At 70.7% G+C, this 15,821-nt stretch carries 11 protein-coding genes and 1 pseudogene; 5 read left to right on the top strand and 7 right to left on the bottom strand.

What is annotated here, in order from left to right:
- Positions 1-126 precede the first annotated feature (126 nt).
- On the top strand, positions 127-669 hold the full coding sequence (locus AC07AB_RS25430; protein WP_478570904.1) for a hypothetical protein: 543 nt from the start codon (positions 127-129) through the stop codon (positions 667-669).
- A 366-nt stretch (positions 670-1,035) separates the two neighbouring features.
- On the opposite strand, the gene AC07AB_RS25425 is transcribed toward AC07AB_RS25430, so the two are convergent.
- The 7 genes and pseudogenes from AC07AB_RS25425 to AC07AB_RS25395 form a co-directional block, all read right to left on the bottom strand.
- Positions 1,036-1,245 (bottom strand): hypothetical protein, encoded by a 210-nt coding sequence (locus tag AC07AB_RS25425; RefSeq protein WP_478570901.1) that lies wholly within the window; start codon positions 1,243-1,245, stop codon positions 1,036-1,038.
- Positions 1,246-1,307: 62 nt separating this feature from the next.
- A complete protein-coding gene (locus tag AC07AB_RS25420; RefSeq protein ID WP_478570898.1) occupies positions 1,308-2,435 on the bottom strand; it encodes an SDR family oxidoreductase in 1,128 nt (375 codons plus the stop codon).
- Between the two features lie 8 nt (positions 2,436-2,443).
- The gene (locus AC07AB_RS25415) at positions 2,444-9,586 is read right to left on the bottom strand and encodes a beta-ketoacyl synthase N-terminal-like domain-containing protein (protein ID WP_478570895.1); all 7,143 of its coding nucleotides are present in this window, start codon (positions 9,584-9,586) and stop codon (positions 2,444-2,446) included.
- A 33-nt stretch (positions 9,587-9,619) separates the two neighbouring features.
- A complete protein-coding gene (locus AC07AB_RS25410; protein WP_478570892.1) occupies positions 9,620-9,838 on the bottom strand; it encodes a DUF5988 family protein in 219 nt (72 codons plus the stop codon).
- A 742-nt stretch (positions 9,839-10,580) separates the two neighbouring features.
- A pseudogene (locus AC07AB_RS25405) lies at positions 10,581-10,737 on the bottom strand (site-specific integrase); the annotation flags it as partial.
- 53 nt (positions 10,738-10,790) lie between these two features.
- Positions 10,791-11,516, bottom strand: coding sequence for a 5-formyltetrahydrofolate cyclo-ligase (locus tag AC07AB_RS25400; protein ID WP_478570889.1), 726 nt, complete (start codon positions 11,514-11,516; stop codon positions 10,791-10,793).
- Positions 11,517-11,527: 11 nt separating this feature from the next.
- The gene (locus tag AC07AB_RS25395; protein WP_478570888.1) at positions 11,528-12,694 is read right to left on the bottom strand and encodes a helix-turn-helix domain-containing protein; all 1,167 of its coding nucleotides are present in this window, start codon (positions 12,692-12,694) and stop codon (positions 11,528-11,530) included.
- Positions 12,695-13,090: 396 nt separating this feature from the next.
- On the opposite strand from AC07AB_RS25395, the gene AC07AB_RS25390 reads away from it, so the two are divergent.
- The 4 genes from AC07AB_RS25390 to AC07AB_RS25375 all read left to right on the top strand — a co-directional run bounded on the left by AC07AB_RS25390 (position 13,091) and on the right by AC07AB_RS25375 (position 15,810).
- Positions 13,091-13,246 carry a hypothetical protein gene (locus tag AC07AB_RS25390; RefSeq protein ID WP_478570885.1) on the top strand — a complete coding sequence of 52 codons (156 nt, stop codon included), beginning with the start codon at positions 13,091-13,093 and terminating at the stop codon, positions 13,244-13,246.
- 182 nt (positions 13,247-13,428) lie between these two features.
- The gene (locus AC07AB_RS25385; RefSeq protein WP_478570882.1) at positions 13,429-15,114 is read left to right on the top strand and encodes an albusnodin/ikarugamycin family macrolactam cyclase; all 1,686 of its coding nucleotides are present in this window, start codon (positions 13,429-13,431) and stop codon (positions 15,112-15,114) included.
- Entirely contained in the window at positions 15,107-15,394 is a 288-nt protein-coding gene (locus AC07AB_RS25380; RefSeq protein ID WP_478570880.1) for a PqqD family protein, read from the top strand. The genes AC07AB_RS25385 and AC07AB_RS25380 overlap by 8 nt, the downstream gene beginning before the upstream one ends.
- A complete protein-coding gene (locus AC07AB_RS25375; protein ID WP_478570877.1) occupies positions 15,391-15,810 on the top strand; it encodes a lasso peptide biosynthesis B2 protein in 420 nt (139 codons plus the stop codon). Before AC07AB_RS25380 ends, AC07AB_RS25375 begins: the two co-directional genes overlap by 4 nt.
- The last annotated feature ends 11 nt before the right edge of the window (positions 15,811-15,821 follow it).

Below are 15,821 nucleotides of genomic sequence, written 5' to 3'. Positions count from 1 at the left end.
CGGTCAGCACAGCGGATCTCCCTGCGCAGATAGCTAAGTCACGGCATAGAACCAACACCCCGATACCGCACGGATGTCGGTACTGTGCGCGAGCTCAGTACGTGACACCTGTGGGGGGGGAACCACATGCACCACGCACGCCCAGCCGCAGCCGCCTTACTCGCAGCCACCTTCCTACTCACCGCCTGCTCCTCATCCAGCGACATCAGCAAGGACAAGACCGCGGCCTCACCAACACAGGCAGCCAAACAGCAGGACAAGCAGGAGAAGAAAGCCACGACGCCAACAGCGAAGGAAGTCGGCGTCAAGCTCACCGCGGCGATCCCCTCGCACCAGACCACCCTCGTCTACACCGAGACGTCCGACCCGAACCACCTCCTCGGCAGGCCCGGCGGCTACGCCTCGAAGACCGCGTTCGCCGACTCCCGCATCCCGTCGTCCGAGGCGCAAGGCCGCGCCGACGCCATCGTCCGGGGCGGGAGCGTGGAGGTCTTCACCGACGAAGCCGGAGCCAAAGCGCGGTACGGCCAGGTCGTGGCCTTGGTGAAGGCGACGCCGCTGGTAAAGGAGTACGACTACGTGCGCGGGCCGGTACTGCTGCGGGTGTCGAACGCTCTCGCGCCGACGCAGGCGGAGGAGTACGAGAAAGCCCTCGCCGAGATCGGGTAGCTGTGGGCAGTGGCGATCTGGGGGCCACGAGTCATGGTCGTGGGCCGGCGCGGCGGCGTGTCCCGGCCGGAGCCCCGCACGTGCCGGGACTGTTGCTTCAGGAGGAGCGGGCACGAGCAGATCGGGGGGCCACCCCCGCACGTGCGGGGACCGTTGTGCCACGGTATCGCTTCCACTGGCATGCTGGGGGCCACCCCCGCACGCGCGGGGACTGCGTAGCCACGACCACCTACCTGATCACCCAGCCGGGGCCACCCCCGCACGTGCGGGGACTGCCCTTCGTGACCTGCTGATTCAGGCCAGCAGACCTAGGATTCTACCCACCGACATACAGCACGCACAGACCCCCAACTACAGGCCCAGGGCTCACCGTTGGAACAACGCAAGCAGCCCAACCACAGTACCCACAACACCAGCCAAAACAGCAACCGTCGGAAGCGGCCACCGCCCACGCTCCAGCGCAGAGACCCGCTGCTCCCTATCCGCGATGTGTGTCTCCACAGTCGTCGTGCGCTGCATCGCCACGTCCAACCCCCCGTTCAGCGTGGCGAACCCCGTATCGACGGTCTCGCGCACGATCCCTCTTCCGCGCGCTGCGGTCTGCCTTCAAGTAGCACTGGACGCGCTCGGCAGATCTGTCAGGGAGCGTCCGTGGGTGGGGGCGGGATGGCTTCTGTGATGGTGAGGGCGTGGATGAGCCGGTCGAGGTAGGCGGCGTCCAGGGGCGGTCGGGGAACGCCTGCCTCGGTGAGGGTCTTCCAGGTGCGGTCCGCGTGGACGCGGGGGACCAGACACTCGGGCCCGGTGATCATGGAGTAGCGGGTGAGGTCGCGCAGGACGGCCTGGTCGCGTACCGCCGGGTCGGTGGCGTGATCGTCGACGTGGGACCACCAAGCTTCGGTCTCGATGGTCTCCAGGCGGTATCCGGCCCGCCGCATCGCCTCGAATACGTCGGCCAGCGGCAGGGGGTCCGGGTGGATCAGGTGGTACGTCTGCCCCGCCGCGTCCGGCAGGAGGCACAGTTCGACCAGGGAGCGCGCCACCACATCCACCGCGTCCACAGGGATCATGCCGACGTCCTCCGGCACGAGGCCGAGAGCGGCCGACGCGCTCAGGGTGGGCACCATGAGGTCGGAGGCACCGGTGCGGCCGGTCGTGCTGTGCCCCGTCACCACCCCCGGCCGGAAGAGGGTCGCCGGGACCCCACGGTCCTCGGCGGCGCGCAGGTCCCGTTCCGCCGTGACCTTGGTGCGCGGGTAGCCGAGCTGACCCGCCGTCTCCATGGTGGGGGGTGTGCTCTCGTCCACCTCGTCCAGTCCGGCGGCACGGGCGGCGGAGAGCGTTCCCAGGGTCGAGACGTAACGGATGGGGACGGGACGGCCGGAGAGGCGGGTGGCGCGTTCGGCGAAGGCGATGACATTACGGGTCCCGCCGACGTTGACGGGGGCCAGGCGGTCGTATCCGGCGGCGAGGTCGACCAGGGCCGCGCAGTGCAGAACCTCGTCGACGGACTCGGCGAGCGCGTCGTAGGCGGCGGGGGCCAGGCCCAGGTGCGGCTGTGTGACATCGCCGGGGACGTGGACGACGCGTTCCGCGGGGCGGACGCCGAGCCGGGCCAGCCGGTCCTCGGCGCGCTGTGCGGCGCCCCGTGCGAGGCAGTACACGGTGGCGCGGGTACGGGCCAGCAACTCGGCGCACAGATATCCACCGAGGCTCCCGGTGACACCGGTCAGGAGTACGGCACGGGGGCCGGCCGGGGACCTCATGCCGGCCTTCACCGCTCACCCTCGGTGAGTTCGACGGCCAGATCGTGCAGGCTGCCGGAGCCGAGCAGCCGTGCCACGGGGATGTCGAGGCTGTGGTCACGGCGCATGCGGGTACGCAGGTCGGTGGCCATGAGCGAGTCCATCCCGAGGTGGTCCATCGGCCGGGAGCGGTCGATCCGCGCGGCGTCCGTCCCGAGGACGGCGGCGAGCTGGCCGACGAGGTGCTCCTCGACGGTGGCGGCGTCGCTGCCGGAAGCGGCTGCGTCTGTGTCCCCGGTCTGCGCGGGCCTTGGGGAGTCCCCGGTCTGCGAGGGGCTTGGGGAGTCCCCAGCGGTGCCGGAAGCGTCGCGCTCATCGTGGGCCCGGTCCGGCGGCGGCGCGGACGGTTGCTCCTGGGCGGGCGACGCCGGCGGCTTGTCGTGGCCGCGTGCCGGGGCCCGCGTCCGCGACTCCTCGGAAGAGGCCGGTGCTTCAGGCCGGTTGCGGGGGTGGGAGTCGGTCGCCGAGCGGTGCTCCGGACCGTCGTCGGTGTCACCCGTCTCGGGTTCGTCCGCCGCTCGCGTGGCGCTGGGCGCGGGGTGCTGCTCGTCCGTTCCCGTTCCCGTTCCCTTCGATGTGTGTTGCGCCTCTCCTCCGCCAGGAGACGGCTGCGTCTTCGTCGTGCCGTCTTCGCTGCCGGACGTGCCGGAAGTGTCGGAAGCTTCGGGTGTGTCGGTGGTGTCGGTGGTGTCGGAAGTGTCGGGGGCGTCATGAGTGTCGCGGGCGTCGCGGGCGGCGGAAGCGTCAGGGGCACCGCGGCCCGGCGTGTCCGGAGCTGCTCGCCGCTCGCCTCGGCGTGCGGCCGCGTCGGTACGTACGGCAGTACCTCGCGTACGAGGAGGCGCAGGGGCGGTAGCCGCCGTCGGGGTGCGGTCGGCTTCGGTGTCCGTCGGCGTACCGCCGCTGCCGGTCTCCGGCGCGTACAGCAGGGGGTTGTCCGCATCGGGAGGGTAGGCGGCCAGGTAGCGGTCCCAGTCGACCGGCGGGTACAGCAGTAGCTGTCCTGTCGCCCGCAGCATCAGGGGGAAGAGCGCCGGGGCATCCTCGGGGCGGATGGGGCCCATGCCTTCCGGCCGGACGTCGTGGCCGTTGGACTCGCTGAGGCGGGCGGCGATGCCGACCTCGGCCCAGTACCCCCAGTTGACGACCGTCGCGGGCAGGCCGGCCCCCAGCCGGTGCACGGCCAGCGCGTCGGTGAAGGCGTTGGCCGCGGCGTACGCGCCCAGTTGCCAGCCGACGGCGAGGCCGCCCAGCACCGAGACCGCGGAGGAGAAGAGCACGAAGAAGTCGAGCGGTCGGCCGGCGAAGAGCCGGTGCAGCGCCCAGCCCCCGGCGACCTTGGGGTACAACGTCGCGTCGAGGGCGTCGGCGTCGAGGTCGGCCGCCGGGCTCGGTGTCAGGACCGCCGCCGCGTGGACCACCCCGGCTACCGGCGGCAGCCCCTCAAGGTCGCGCCGGTTCAGCAGTTCGGTCATGGCCTCTTGGTCGGCCACGTCGACGGCCGCGTATTCGACCTCGGCGCCGCCGGCCCGCAGCTCTTCCAGCAGGGCGGGCCTGCGGTCGTCGGACGGCAGTTGCGCGAGGTCGGAACGGCCGGTGAGCAGGAGGTGCGAGGCGCCCTGGTCAACGAGCCAGGCGGCGAACCGTCCACCGACGCCGCTGAGGCCGCCGGTGACGAGGTAGCTCGCGTCGGACCGGATCCCTACCGGTTCTTCGCTCTCCCGGGGCATGGCCAGGACGACCTTGCCGGTGTGGCCGGCCTTGGCCATCAGGTCGAAGGCGTCGGTCGCCCGGGCAGCCGGGAAGACCCGGACAGCGGGCGGCTCCAAGGTGCCGTCGCCGACGAGGTCCGCGACGGTGCGGACCAGATCGCCGAGGCGCTCGGGGCGGTGCCGGTAGAGGTCGATCAGGTTGACCGGCAGGTAGCTGCGGGACTGCGCGAACACGTTCATGGGCAGCGGCCGGCCGGCGGCGATGTCGTTGACGGACAGGTCGACGTAGCGGCCGAAGGGTCGCAGGGCGGCGAAGCTCGCGTCCATGCCCTCGCCCACGACGGCGCCCAGGACGACGTCCACGCCGTCGCCGAACGCGTCGGCGAAACTCGTGGACCGGGAGTCGGCGGTCTTCTCCACACCGAGCCGCTGAAGCAGTTCCCGCTTGGCGGGGGTTCCCGCCGTGGCGTAGACCGTCGCGCCGCACATACGGGCGATGGCGATCGCGGCCTGGCCGACGCCGCCGGTCGCGGAGTGGATCAGGACGCGTTCACCGGGAGCGAGCCGAGCCCGTTCCACCAGGGCGTGGTAGGCGGTGGCGTGCGCGGCGGGCACAGCCGCCGCTTCGGCGGGGCTGAGCCCGGCCGGGGCGTGAGCGGCGAGACAGGCGGGGATGGTGAGGTGGGTGCGCAGCGCAGGATAGGAGAAGGCGATCACCGTGTCGCCGACGGCGAAGTCGCTTACGCCGGGGCCCGTACGGACGACGGTACCGGCGCATTCGCATCCCAGGGGCGGCGGCCCGTCGGCGGCGTCGCCGTCGGCTCCGGCCGCGGCCAGGACATCGTGGTAGTTCAGACCGGCGTGGGTGACGTCGACCTCGATTTCGCCGGGCCCCGGCTCCGTACGCGCGAGGGGGACGAGTTCCAGGCCGTCGAGGCCGCCCTCGGTGACGAGTGCGCGCGGCTGCACGGAACGGTCGTACGGGGCGGAAGCCGACAGCCTGGGCGCGTAGAACTCCCCGTCGCGCAGGGCCACTTGGTTCTCCGGCGTGCGGGAGAGCAGCAGATCGGCCAGCTTCTCGGCGTCGTCGGGCGCCGTGCCGTGCTCGTCCAGGTCGACCAGCAGGGGCGCGAGGTCCGGGTGTTCCTGGCCGGCGACCAGACCGAGGCCCCGCACGGCCGCCTGCCAGGGGGCCGGGCAGTTGTCCGCGGCGCGGACTCGCTGAGCGCCGCGTGTGACGAGCAGCAGCCGGCAGGGCGCTTCCGCCACGGCCTGGAGCGTCGTGGTCAAGGAGGTGCACAGCCGCACCGCCTCGTCCTGGACGTCCTCCGGCGCCTCACCGTCGTACAGGCAGACCACGCCGTCGAGCGGTCCGTCTTCGGCCGCCTCGGCGAGCACCTCGGGCGAATTCGCCGTCAGGGGCGCGGCGGTGACCGTGTGCCCGGCCGCCGTCAGGACCCGGGTCAGCCGCCGGACGAGCCGACCGCCGTCGCCCAGCAGCAGGTAACGGCCTGGCTGGGCGGCGGGGTCGGGTACCCGGGCGGGCTCCCAGCGGAGGGCGTGCGCCCATTCGTCGTGGGGGGCGTCGGAGGCTTCGGGGAGATGGCCCGACTCTTCCGGATGGCCCGACTCTTCCGGATGGCCCGAATCTTCGGGCTGTTCCGGCTCCCCCGGGGTGTGGGCGGTTTCCGGGGTGTGGGCGGTTTCCGGGGTGTGGGCGGTTGCGGAGTCCTGGGGCGTGACGGTTGAGAGCGGTCGGGCCTGGAGGCCGGTGATGTCCACGATGGTGCGTCCTTCGGTGTCGCTCACGGTGATGTCGGCGCTCAGGCCATCCGGCCCGGACCTCGTAAGACGTGCGTGGGACCACAACTCGCCTTCGCCATACGCCTCGTCCGACATCTGGAGCCGGTCCACCGAGGCCAGGACGAAACTGCGGTCGGCGTCCAGCAGCACGGCGACGGGCTGGAGGCAGGCGTCGAGCACGGCCGGGTGCAGGGGGAGGCGGTGGCCGTCGGCGGGGTGGGCGGTGACGCGGGCAAGTGCTTCGTCCGGGCCGTGCCACAGTTCTTCGACGGACCGGAAGAGGCCGTCCCAGCTGTTGCGGGCGCCGGAGTACGTACGGTAGAAGTCTTCGCCGGTCAGGCGGGCGGTGCAGCGACGGCGGATGTCCTCGGGGCGCTCGGCGCCCCGTTCGGCCGTGGCCATCGTGCCAGTTGGGCCGGTTGGGCCGGTTGGGCCGGACGGGGGTTCAGCTGACCGTTCGGCCGTATCGGTCGCCGTCTCGGGGCCTCGGGCGGGAACTCGGGCGGAAACTCGGCCGGAGTCTCGGGCGGGAGCTCGGGCGGGAGCGAGCGCTGTGGCGTGGCGGGTCCACGCCGTGTCGGTGCGGCTCTCGACCACCAGGCGGCGCCCGCCGTTCTCCTCCTCGCTCTCCCCTCCGCCCTCTTGCCCGTTCTCCTCCCCGCTCCTTTCCCCTCCCCTTTCCCCGTTCTCCCCCCCTGCTCCGCTCGCCGTCGCGTCACCACCGTCCTCGGTACGAGCGCGGATCCGCGGCGGATCGGAGGCGTCGAGTACGAGCAGTTTGTGGAAAGCGACATCGGTGAGCTCACCGGCCGGTCCCGCCTCGTCCGCCAGGATGCTGAGAAAACCGGCTCCGGACATCACGGGGACGCCGCTGACCCGGTGATCGAGCAGGAAGCAGTCCCGCTCCAGGTCGATCACGGGCTCCGCCGACGGCTCCTCGCCGATCGGCGGGTAGGGGTAGTCGTCGGCCTGATACCAGTGGCGCTCCCGCTGCCACGGATACGTCGGGAGCGTCAGCCCGCGCCCGCCCTCCGGATACAGCGTGTCCCAGTCGACGTCGGCGCCCGCCTCGTAGAGGCTGCCGAGCGAGGCGAGCAGGGTGCGCGCCTCGGGTTCCCCGCGGTGCAGGGACTCAAGGACGACGGTCTCCTTCGGGGAACTGCCGCGGATCGCCCCGGTCAGCACCGGGTGCGGTGAGACCTGGAGGAAGGCCGTCGGGCGCGGGTCGCTCAGCGCCGCGACGACGGGCTCCAGCAGGACCGTCTCACGCAGGTTGCGCCACCAGTACTCCGCGTCCAGCGCGGCACCGGGGAGTTCACCGCCGTCGACGGTGGACAGGAACGGCACGTCGCCGTCCGCCGGGTCGAGATCCCCGAGGCCGGCCAGCAGCGGCTCGCGGACCGGGTCGATTTGGGCACTGTGCGCGGCGTAGGCCACCGGGATCGGCCGGCACTCCACGTCGCGTTCCGCGCAGGCGGCCACCAGGCGGTCGATCTCCTCAGGTCCCCCGGACAGCACCGTGGAGACGGGGCTCTCGGCGACGGCGACCTGTGCGTCGATGCCCGTCTCGGTCAGCAGATCCGGCACTTCGGCGTGCGGCAGGGCGAGCCAGGCCATCGCTCCGGGCGGCGCCAACTCATCGATGAGGCGGGCCCGTAGACAGCTCAGCCGTCCGGCCTGTTCCAGGGTGAGCACACCGGCACAGTGCGCGGCGGCGATCTCCCCTTGGCTCTGGCCCAGCACGGCGTCCGGAGCGATGCCCCAGGAGCGCCAGTGTTCGGCCAGTGCGACCCCCATGGCCCACAACGCGGGCTGGACGTACGCCGTGCGTTCCTGCCAGGACGCGTCCTGGCCCCGCAGCGCGTTCAGCAGCGACCAGCCGGTCTCCGTCTCGATGACACGCGCGCACCGCTCCAGCGCCGTACGGAACGCCCCGTCGCGCTGCAGCAGTTCACCTCCCATACCCTGCCACTGCGCCCCCTGGCCGGGGAAGACGAAGACGATGCGAGGGGCGGCCGCGGGCCCGGCGTCGGGGTCCTCCCGCCGCGCGACGTCATCGAGCGCATCGGCCATCTCCTCGCGGCTGTCGCCCGTCACGGCCGCGCGCCACTCGTGATGAGTGCGCTGCCGCGCCGCCGCCGCGCACTGCTCGGCGAGCGGCGGGGGCGTCTCGGCCGTCAGCAGTTCACGGTGCGCGACGGCCAGTTCCCGCAGCGCGCCGGGGGCGCGGGCCGACAGCGGCAGGAGGTAGGGCCCGGCTCCGTCGGCTTGCGGGGGTGGGCCGGGGGCGGAGGAGAGTACGACGTGGACGTTGGTGCCAGAGGCGCCCAGGCTGTTGACACCGGCCAGCAGTTCCCCCGTGGCGGGCAGGCTTACGAGGTCCCGTGGGACACGGAAGGGCGCCGCCGCCCAGTCCACTTCGGGGTTGGGCGTGAGCAGGTGCGGGTTTCCGGGCACCTGGCGGTGTTCCAGGGTCAGTACCGACTTGATCAGCCCGGCGATTCCGGCGGCGCTCTCGGTGTGCCCGATATTGGCCTTGCCCGACGCGACCAGAAACGGCTCCCCGCCCCGTCGGTCGCCCATCTCCTCCGCAAGCGCGGTCAGTTCGGTGCTGTCGCCGAGCGGTGTGCCCGTGCCATGGGCCTCGACGAAGGCGACTTCGCCCGGTTCCACGCCGGCGCCCTCGTATGCACGGCGCACGACGTGCCGCTGCCCTTCCCGTTCCGGAGCCGCGACTCCCAATCCGCTGAACCCGTTGTTGTTGGCCGCGCTGCCCCGTATCACCGCGCGGACGCGGTCGCCGTCCGCGAGCGCCTGCCGCAACGGTTTGAGCAGCACCATCCCCACCGCCTCGCTGCGCACGAAGCCGTCCGCCGAGGCGTCGGCGAATTTGCAGCTTCCCTCCGGCGATATTCCGCCGGCCCAGGCAAAGGTGAGTGTCGTGTACGGGGTGAGGATGGCATTGACCCCGCCCGCGAAAGCCGTCTCGCATTCGCCCGTACGCAGGCTCTGGCACGCCAGATGCACGGCTGTCAGCGAGGAGGAACATGCGGTGTCCACCGAAATAGCGGGCCCGCGCAATCCGAAGGCATAGGAGAGCCGCCCGGAGTGCGCGGAGCGACCGCCGCCGCCGAGCTCGGTGTAGATATCGAGTTCGTCGGGTGCGGCGATCTGACGCAACCAGTAGTCGCTGTAACAACTGCCGACGAATACACCCGCCGGCCGCCGTGCGAGGCGTTCGCCGGGAATGCCCGCGTCCTCGATCGTTTCGTGCGCGGTCTCCAACAGGATGCGCAACTGGGGATCGGCGCGGTCCGCTTCGTGCGGCGGCATGTCGAAGAAAGAGGCGTCGAAACGGTCGATGTCCGGGAGGAAGCCTCCACGGCGGGTAGGGAAGCAGCCTGGAGTACGCGGCTGCGGGTCGTAGCGTTCGCGCATCCACGGCCGGTCAGCCGGGGCTGGGCCGACGGCTTCGCGCCTTTCCTCCAGCAGCCGCCAGAAGGCATCGGTGGACGGGGCTCCGGGAAAGCGGCCGCTCATTCCGATGATGGCGATCGGCTCTTGGGCGGGGGCGCGGGCCGGGGTGGGGGTGGGCATGCGGCAGCCCTCCAACGGGCACGTTGGCGGAGGTCACTCCGCGATTTCAGTCCGGTACGACCACTCGTACCGGTACTGGGGGGCGCCGTGGCTGTCCACGCCTTCGTCGGCCGCGTAGACGAAGTGTTCGAAGCCCGCCAGGTAAGGGATGCGGACCTGGTCTTCCGCCTCCTCGGGCGGCAGAGTGAGTTGGCGTTCTTCAGCAGTGATTTCAGCTGGGCCGCCTATGAGGTTCACGTGTATTTGCTGCATGATCTCAACCTCCATAGGAATGGAAGCCGCTCACCGTATGAGGCGGCTGGAGCCGCTGAGCCGTATTCCCCGTCCGGCAACCCCGCCGCCCTGCCGCCTCGCCGCCTCGCCGGACCGAAAAGCCGGCCGACGGCACCGCGGGGCGCGATGACGTATCAGGGCAGGGGAAACTCAGGGCAGTGGGAACGGTCGGATTCGGTAGGGCGCCTGGGTCGCTTGCGGATATCGCGGCCTTCTCCGCCTGGGCGAAACCAGGACGTTCGCGCGGACAGATGAGGGCGCACGAGTGAGAGCAGTCGTACGGGGCCGCCTGCTGCGAAGCCATCAGCCGAAAGCAAGGCGGCATATCCGGCGCACCGGGAGGCCATACGGGCTGTCGGCCCATCCGCCAACTGGCCGAATACCTGCCATTGGGCAGTGCGACATCGATCTCAAAGACTTGCCGTTGAGTTCAGTATGCTCCGGCCCTCCCGGGCCCGCAAAGGGAGAGAGATGGTGTGCCGCCTCGGGCGCGTCCGGCTCCTCAGTGCTGCCGGGCCCCTGGCCGGAGCCCACCGGGAACGGCCGGTCCGACGCGGATTCCCCGAGGGCGCCGCGTGCGCGAGCGGTCGCCGATATGGCGCTGCTGCCCGGCGGATGCACGCGACCAACTTATGGATGGGCACGGGCTCACGGTGCGGTCGTATCCGCACGACACGCTGTCACGCACGACGCGGCCTCCGTCAGCGGTGTGTGCTACCTCCACGCGGGGAGCCGCCCCGGCGGCGGTCAGGATGGTGGCGCAGCCATGCCGGGCGTCGTGGAGCAGGATCACGTGGAGGGCCGGCGGACTCGGCGACTCGGGTGAAGGAGCGGTAGACATCGCACGGCTCGACCTGGTGGCCGGTGCGAGTAGCGACGCCGAGCCCCCGCGGCGTTGGCCGCTCGGGAGCGGGAAGTTCCGAAGGGGCACTCAACGGCGTTGGGACTGCGCCGCCAGCGCGGGAATGGCAGCGATTTGGCCGGGGTCGAGGTCGTCCCAGACGAGGCCGGTGGGGCGGTGGGGCCGGTGGCACGTGATGACGTCGTTGGGTGTGACGATGAGGTCGACGCCGAAGTCGTGCCGGGAGAAGGGAAGAGCCTCATCCAGCACCTGGAGGCTGTGGACGGTGGTGACCACGATGGTCTCCGGATGGATGAGTCCTGCTTCGGTCAGAAAGGCGAACTCCAGGTCCGAGTAGCCGGCTCCCTTGCCGATACGCATGCCCCTGCGGTCCACGGCGACGCTGCCGACCACCACCAGGTCGATGGGGGGCATGGTGTCGACACCGACCTTCGGGGCGAAGCCGGCTGCGGCCTTGCTGGAGGCTGCTTCATCCGGTGGCAGCGTCAGTTCAGCCGGGTCGAGCAGGTAGAACGGGCAAGGGTCAGCGAGTTTGGGCACGGCCATGAATACCGTCTTGCCCTCGGCCAGGGCCCGGGCGCGGACTGGGAGTTGTGCCTTGTCCGGGACGGCCTTGACAGTCCGGGCGGATTGCCAGCCTGACAGCTCCGCGAGGCGTGATGCGGCGTCTTCCGATCCCTTGAAGTTGGGGATGCGGCCATGCACCGAGGCGTCGTGTACCGCGCCCTTGGCGTCGAGGAGGCTCCAGATCCGTTCGCGTACTGCCTGCTTGTCGCGGTCGATCTCCGTGTGCACGCTGCCGCCTTTCACGCCGCTTCCATCAGGGCCATCAGCCGGTCCTGTGCTTCCTGCACCGCCGACTCGCCGCGCCAGGGCCGTAGCTCCCGGGCGGCACGGAAGATGAGGTTCATCCCACCGCCGCCGCGGGTTCCGTGCAGTTCGTCCACGGTCTTCGCAAACGTGTCCAGCGCGGCGTCCAGCTCTCCGGCCCGGATGCGGGAGAGTACGAGGTTGCCCAGGACGATCGCCCGAGATTTGCGGCGCTCCCCCACGAGGGCCGCGGTGTCCTCCAGATGCTGCTGGGCCCTTCGATGGTCGCCTAGGCTGAGGTAGCACGAGCCGGCCATACGCCCGAAGTGCGTCGGTGAGAGCAGCTCGTAGGCGGTATCCGTGCCGTTGGCGTGAGAGAGGTGTCTCTCGGCTCCGGACAGGGCCCGCTCACACTCCCGGCTCTCTCCGAGGAAGGCGTGGGCTTCGGCCGCGTGGAGCATGGCCAACCCGGTGAGTGCGTGACTGGTGTGGCGCACGGTGCGGGCTGTCTCCAGGGCGAGGTCGAGTCCTTCGCGGTAGTCGTCGGCGCCGTAGAGGGCGACGTAGCAGGTGCGCAGGAGGGCGTGGCCCTCCGCCGTACGGTCGCGCAGGTGGCGGCCCACTTCGAGGCTCTGGGTGTAGAAGGAACGAGCGGTGGCGTGGTCACGGCGTTGAGAGGCGTCCCAGACCAGCTGCCCCATGAACAGCGTGCTGTCGGCCTGCAGGACGCGCATCTCGCGTTGTACACGACCGGCGGGTGCTTCACCGGCGAGGAAGCCGATCTGGCTCACGTACTGACCCGCTTGGGCGAGGAGCGTGGCGGACGGCATGCAGTCATAGCGGCCCGTCAGCATCTGCATGTGGCCGCGGAGCTCGGTGACGGCGGCGAGATCGACCCGTGAAGGATGGCGCATCGCGTAGCGCGTGTGCTCAGGACCGCCCGTTTCTTCGCTGTCCGCGGCAGCGAGGAGATCGCTCAGTTCTTGCAGATCGACCTGGAGAGCGTCCGCGAGCCGGGGTCGCATGTACGGCTGGGGAAGGGCCTTCGCGGACTCCCAGCGGGCGACGGTGGAACGCTCCACGTTCAGCGCTTCGGCCAGCCTCTCCTGGGTGAAGCCCACCGCGCGCCGACGGCGGACGAGGCCATGCCGTTTCAGCGCCATGGGCCGATTCTCCCCCCTGGACCAAGGGCGAACTCCGCACGGGTGGATTCGCGCAGGTGATGCCCCGTGGTGCGTCGCGGATGCCTCATCCTCGCTCCAATTCTGCTCTGTTCCACCCCCGTGGTCAGCGGTTTCGTTGAAGTCGACCGCACGGACGAGAACGCTCTTCGGGACGGAGAGGTCATGGCATCGAATCGATGCGTCGCCTGCCGACCACGGTGGAGGCAGCGCGCGTTCACACACGGTCCTCCGCCTGTCCGGGCGGCACGGGAGTTGACGGCCGCCACGCTCGCCTGCCGAGTTCAAGGCTGGTCCCCATTGACGCACCGGGGCTGAGCCCTGATACCACCCAGCCGCATAGCGGTGACACCAACCGATCAGCGAAGGGAAGCACCCATGACCGAGTACCTGATGACCGAGCCCACCCACGAGGGCACCGCGTCCCGCGAGGAGTACAGCGCCCCGCTGCTGATCGAGCTGGATGCCGTGTCAGTGGTGACCCTCGGCAAGTACGCCGAGGACAGCGCCGACAAGGGTCGCTACTTCGAGTGAGCCCAGCCCGTACCGGTGCTGGGCACGATGCCTCGCTGCCGTGCCCAGCACCCCGGTCAGTAAGGACCTCCATGCTCTGTCTCGACGGCCCGGGGCCGCCCCCGGGCAACGGCCTGCGGCTCTGGATCGGATCGCACGCCCCTACGGTCAGCGGCACCGCATGTGGCGAAGGCTGGCGCTCCGTGAGCGACGGCCCGACGCGTCTGGCTGTCATCGGCAGTTGTTATGCCACCGACCGCCAGTTGGAGGAGGGGCTCCAGGCCATTCGTGCCGCACAATGGTCCGCTCTCACGGCATGGCCCGGCAGCTACTGGGTCGTGGCCGACGACGGTCGGCTGACCAGCGTCATCACCGACCTGGCGGGAACACGGCCGGTGTATTTCAGCGCAGCCCGCACGCGCACCGCCTGGTCGACCTCAGCCCGCGCACTCGCCCGCCGGACAGGAGCGGCGATCGACCACGCATCGATCACGGCACGGCTGGTGTGCCCCACCGTCCCCGAGATCACGGAGGAGGGCACCGCATACCGAGGCATCCGCCGGCTCCCCGGTGGCCACGCCCTGGTCATCGACCGCGAAGGACGTCACTCCGTCCATGAGTACGAGTCGGCTCGTACTCTCGGCTTCGCTCAAGCAGCGGCCGAGCTCCGCTCCGCGCTGATCACCGCAGTCGCCAGTCGGGCGAAGGCGGCGCACCGCCTCACCGCGGACTTCTCCGGCGGCCTGGACTCGACATCACTGGTCCTGCTGGCAACAGACACCGCCGGAGCCAACGTATTCGCCGTCACCGACTCCGACGCCACCAGCACCAATGAAGACGTCGCCTACGCCCTTCGGGCAGCGGCAGGCCGCCCGAACCTGCACCACACCCTCATCAACGACGCCGAAGGGCTCTTCTTCACCGAGCTGTTGAACAGCCCGGCCACCGATCAGCCGTTCCCGGACGCGGCCCGCTGGCGTATGCGCCACGCCTACCAACGGCCCTGCACAGAACACGGAAGCGATGTGCACCTATCGGGCTCCGGTGCCGACACGCTCCTCACCGCATCCCCGTCCTACCTCGCCGACCTCGCCCGTTCCCGTGACACCCCGGCCCTTCTGCGGCACTCCCTCGCCCGAGCCCGGCTCCGCCACCTTCCCGCGCACGCAGTCGTCGCCGCGGCCCTACGCCTCTCCCGCACCAGCCACTCCTCCGCTCTCCAACACCTCGCACGGGACTTCGCCACGCCACCGACCCAGGCACGGGCCGAACCGCCGGCACGCCTCCACTGGGTCCACGCTTCCGGTCTCCGCGCGTGGCTCACCCCCGAAGCCCGACGGGTCCTTTCGCTGCGCGCCGCCGCAGCAGCCGAGCGATGCAACATCACTTCGGAGTGCACCAGCCACCATCGCGCCTGGGCAGAGGTACGTGAGTTCGGCGCCTACGAGGCCGAACTACGCAACCAGGCACACGCGCTCGGACTGCCGCACCACGCTCCCTACCTCGACAACAGCGTGGTCCGCGCAGCCATGGCCGTTCCCCCTGCCGCACGCGCCTCCACCACAGTCCAGAAACCGCTCCTCGGCACGGCTCTCCACGGTCTTGTACCCGACTGGCTTCTGCGACGCCGCACCAAGGGCGCCTACGACGGCAACGCCTACACCGGACTACGGCGCCACCGCACGCCCCTCCGCGAACTCCTCACCAACAGCGAACTGGCCGTCGAAGGCTGGATCGATCCCCAGGCGGCGCTGGCCGAACTGGACCGCCTCGCTGCCGGAGTACCTGGCAAACTCGCCGCACTCGAATCCCTCATCACCGCCGAACTCTGGCTCCGCCAACACCGCACCAGCCCCCTCCCTAGCGCACCCGAGGTATCGCATGCATGATCTCCGCCCCGCCCGCACCGTCCATGCCACGATCACCGAGCGCGGCGGCATGCTCCTCGACGTACGCGGCCGAGGCCGCTGGTACGCCCTCAGCGCCTCCGGCGCGCTGTGGTGGCGCCACCTGGCCACCGGCACAGCGTGGGACGAAGCCGCCGATGCCGTGGCAGAGCATTTCCAAGCCGACCCGCAGCGAGTACGGGCCGACATGCGAGCCCTGGCCCAACAGCTGCACAATCACCACCTGTTGACGGTGGCGCGGCGCAGGAAGTGGCACCGTTGAGCATCCCCATGGCCCTACCCGAGCAGGTCGAAACCCCACCGATGCTCGATCGTCTCGTGACCGTCGCCACGCTCGCGGCGGCCACGACGCTGGTGCATACGGCCTCCTTCCGCTTCACACTCGCCCTCGCCCGCGCTGCCAAGCGTTGCGCCTTCCGCTCCGCGACCGCCGAGGAGGCACAAAGGGCGATCGACGCACGGGACTGGGCCAGCCGCTTCTTCCCCGGCCGAGCGGCCTGCCTCGAACTCTCCTTCGCAGCCTTCCTCGCCACAGCGGTCCGCGGCCACGCCGTCGACTGGTGCATAGGCTGCCGCTTCGACCCATGCGAGTCCCACGCCTGGATCGAGGCCGTGAACCGGGCCATCGGGGAGCCGGCCACGCCCGACCGCCCCTTCCACACCACTTTGCGCATCTGACCCGAGGACCC

The sequence above is a fragment of the Streptomyces sp. NPDC044033 genome, from assembly GCF_056434425.1.
This window is presented reverse-complemented; position numbering and strand designations above follow the sequence as displayed.

Bases quoted from the DNA above. Each gene is read 5' to 3' on its own strand.
- AC07AB_RS25430 (WP_478570904.1), top strand. From the start codon at position 127: ATGCACCACGCACGCCCAGCCGCAGCCGCCTTACTCGCAGCCACCTTC.
- AC07AB_RS25420 (WP_478570898.1), bottom strand. From the start codon at position 2,435: ATGAGGTCCCCGGCCGGCCCCCGTGCCGTACTCCTGACCGGTGTCACC.
- AC07AB_RS25415 (WP_478570895.1), bottom strand. From the start codon at position 9,586: ATGCCCACCCCCACCCCGGCCCGCGCCCCCGCCCAAGAGCCGATCGCC.
- AC07AB_RS25410 (WP_478570892.1), bottom strand. From the start codon at position 9,838: ATGCAGCAAATACACGTGAACCTCATAGGCGGCCCAGCTGAAATCACT.
- AC07AB_RS25395 (WP_478570888.1), bottom strand. From the start codon at position 12,694: ATGGCGCTGAAACGGCATGGCCTCGTCCGCCGTCGGCGCGCGGTGGGC.
- AC07AB_RS25390 (WP_478570885.1), top strand. From the start codon at position 13,091: ATGACCGAGTACCTGATGACCGAGCCCACCCACGAGGGCACCGCGTCC.
- AC07AB_RS25380 (WP_478570880.1), top strand. From the start codon at position 15,107: ATGCATGATCTCCGCCCCGCCCGCACCGTCCATGCCACGATCACCGAG.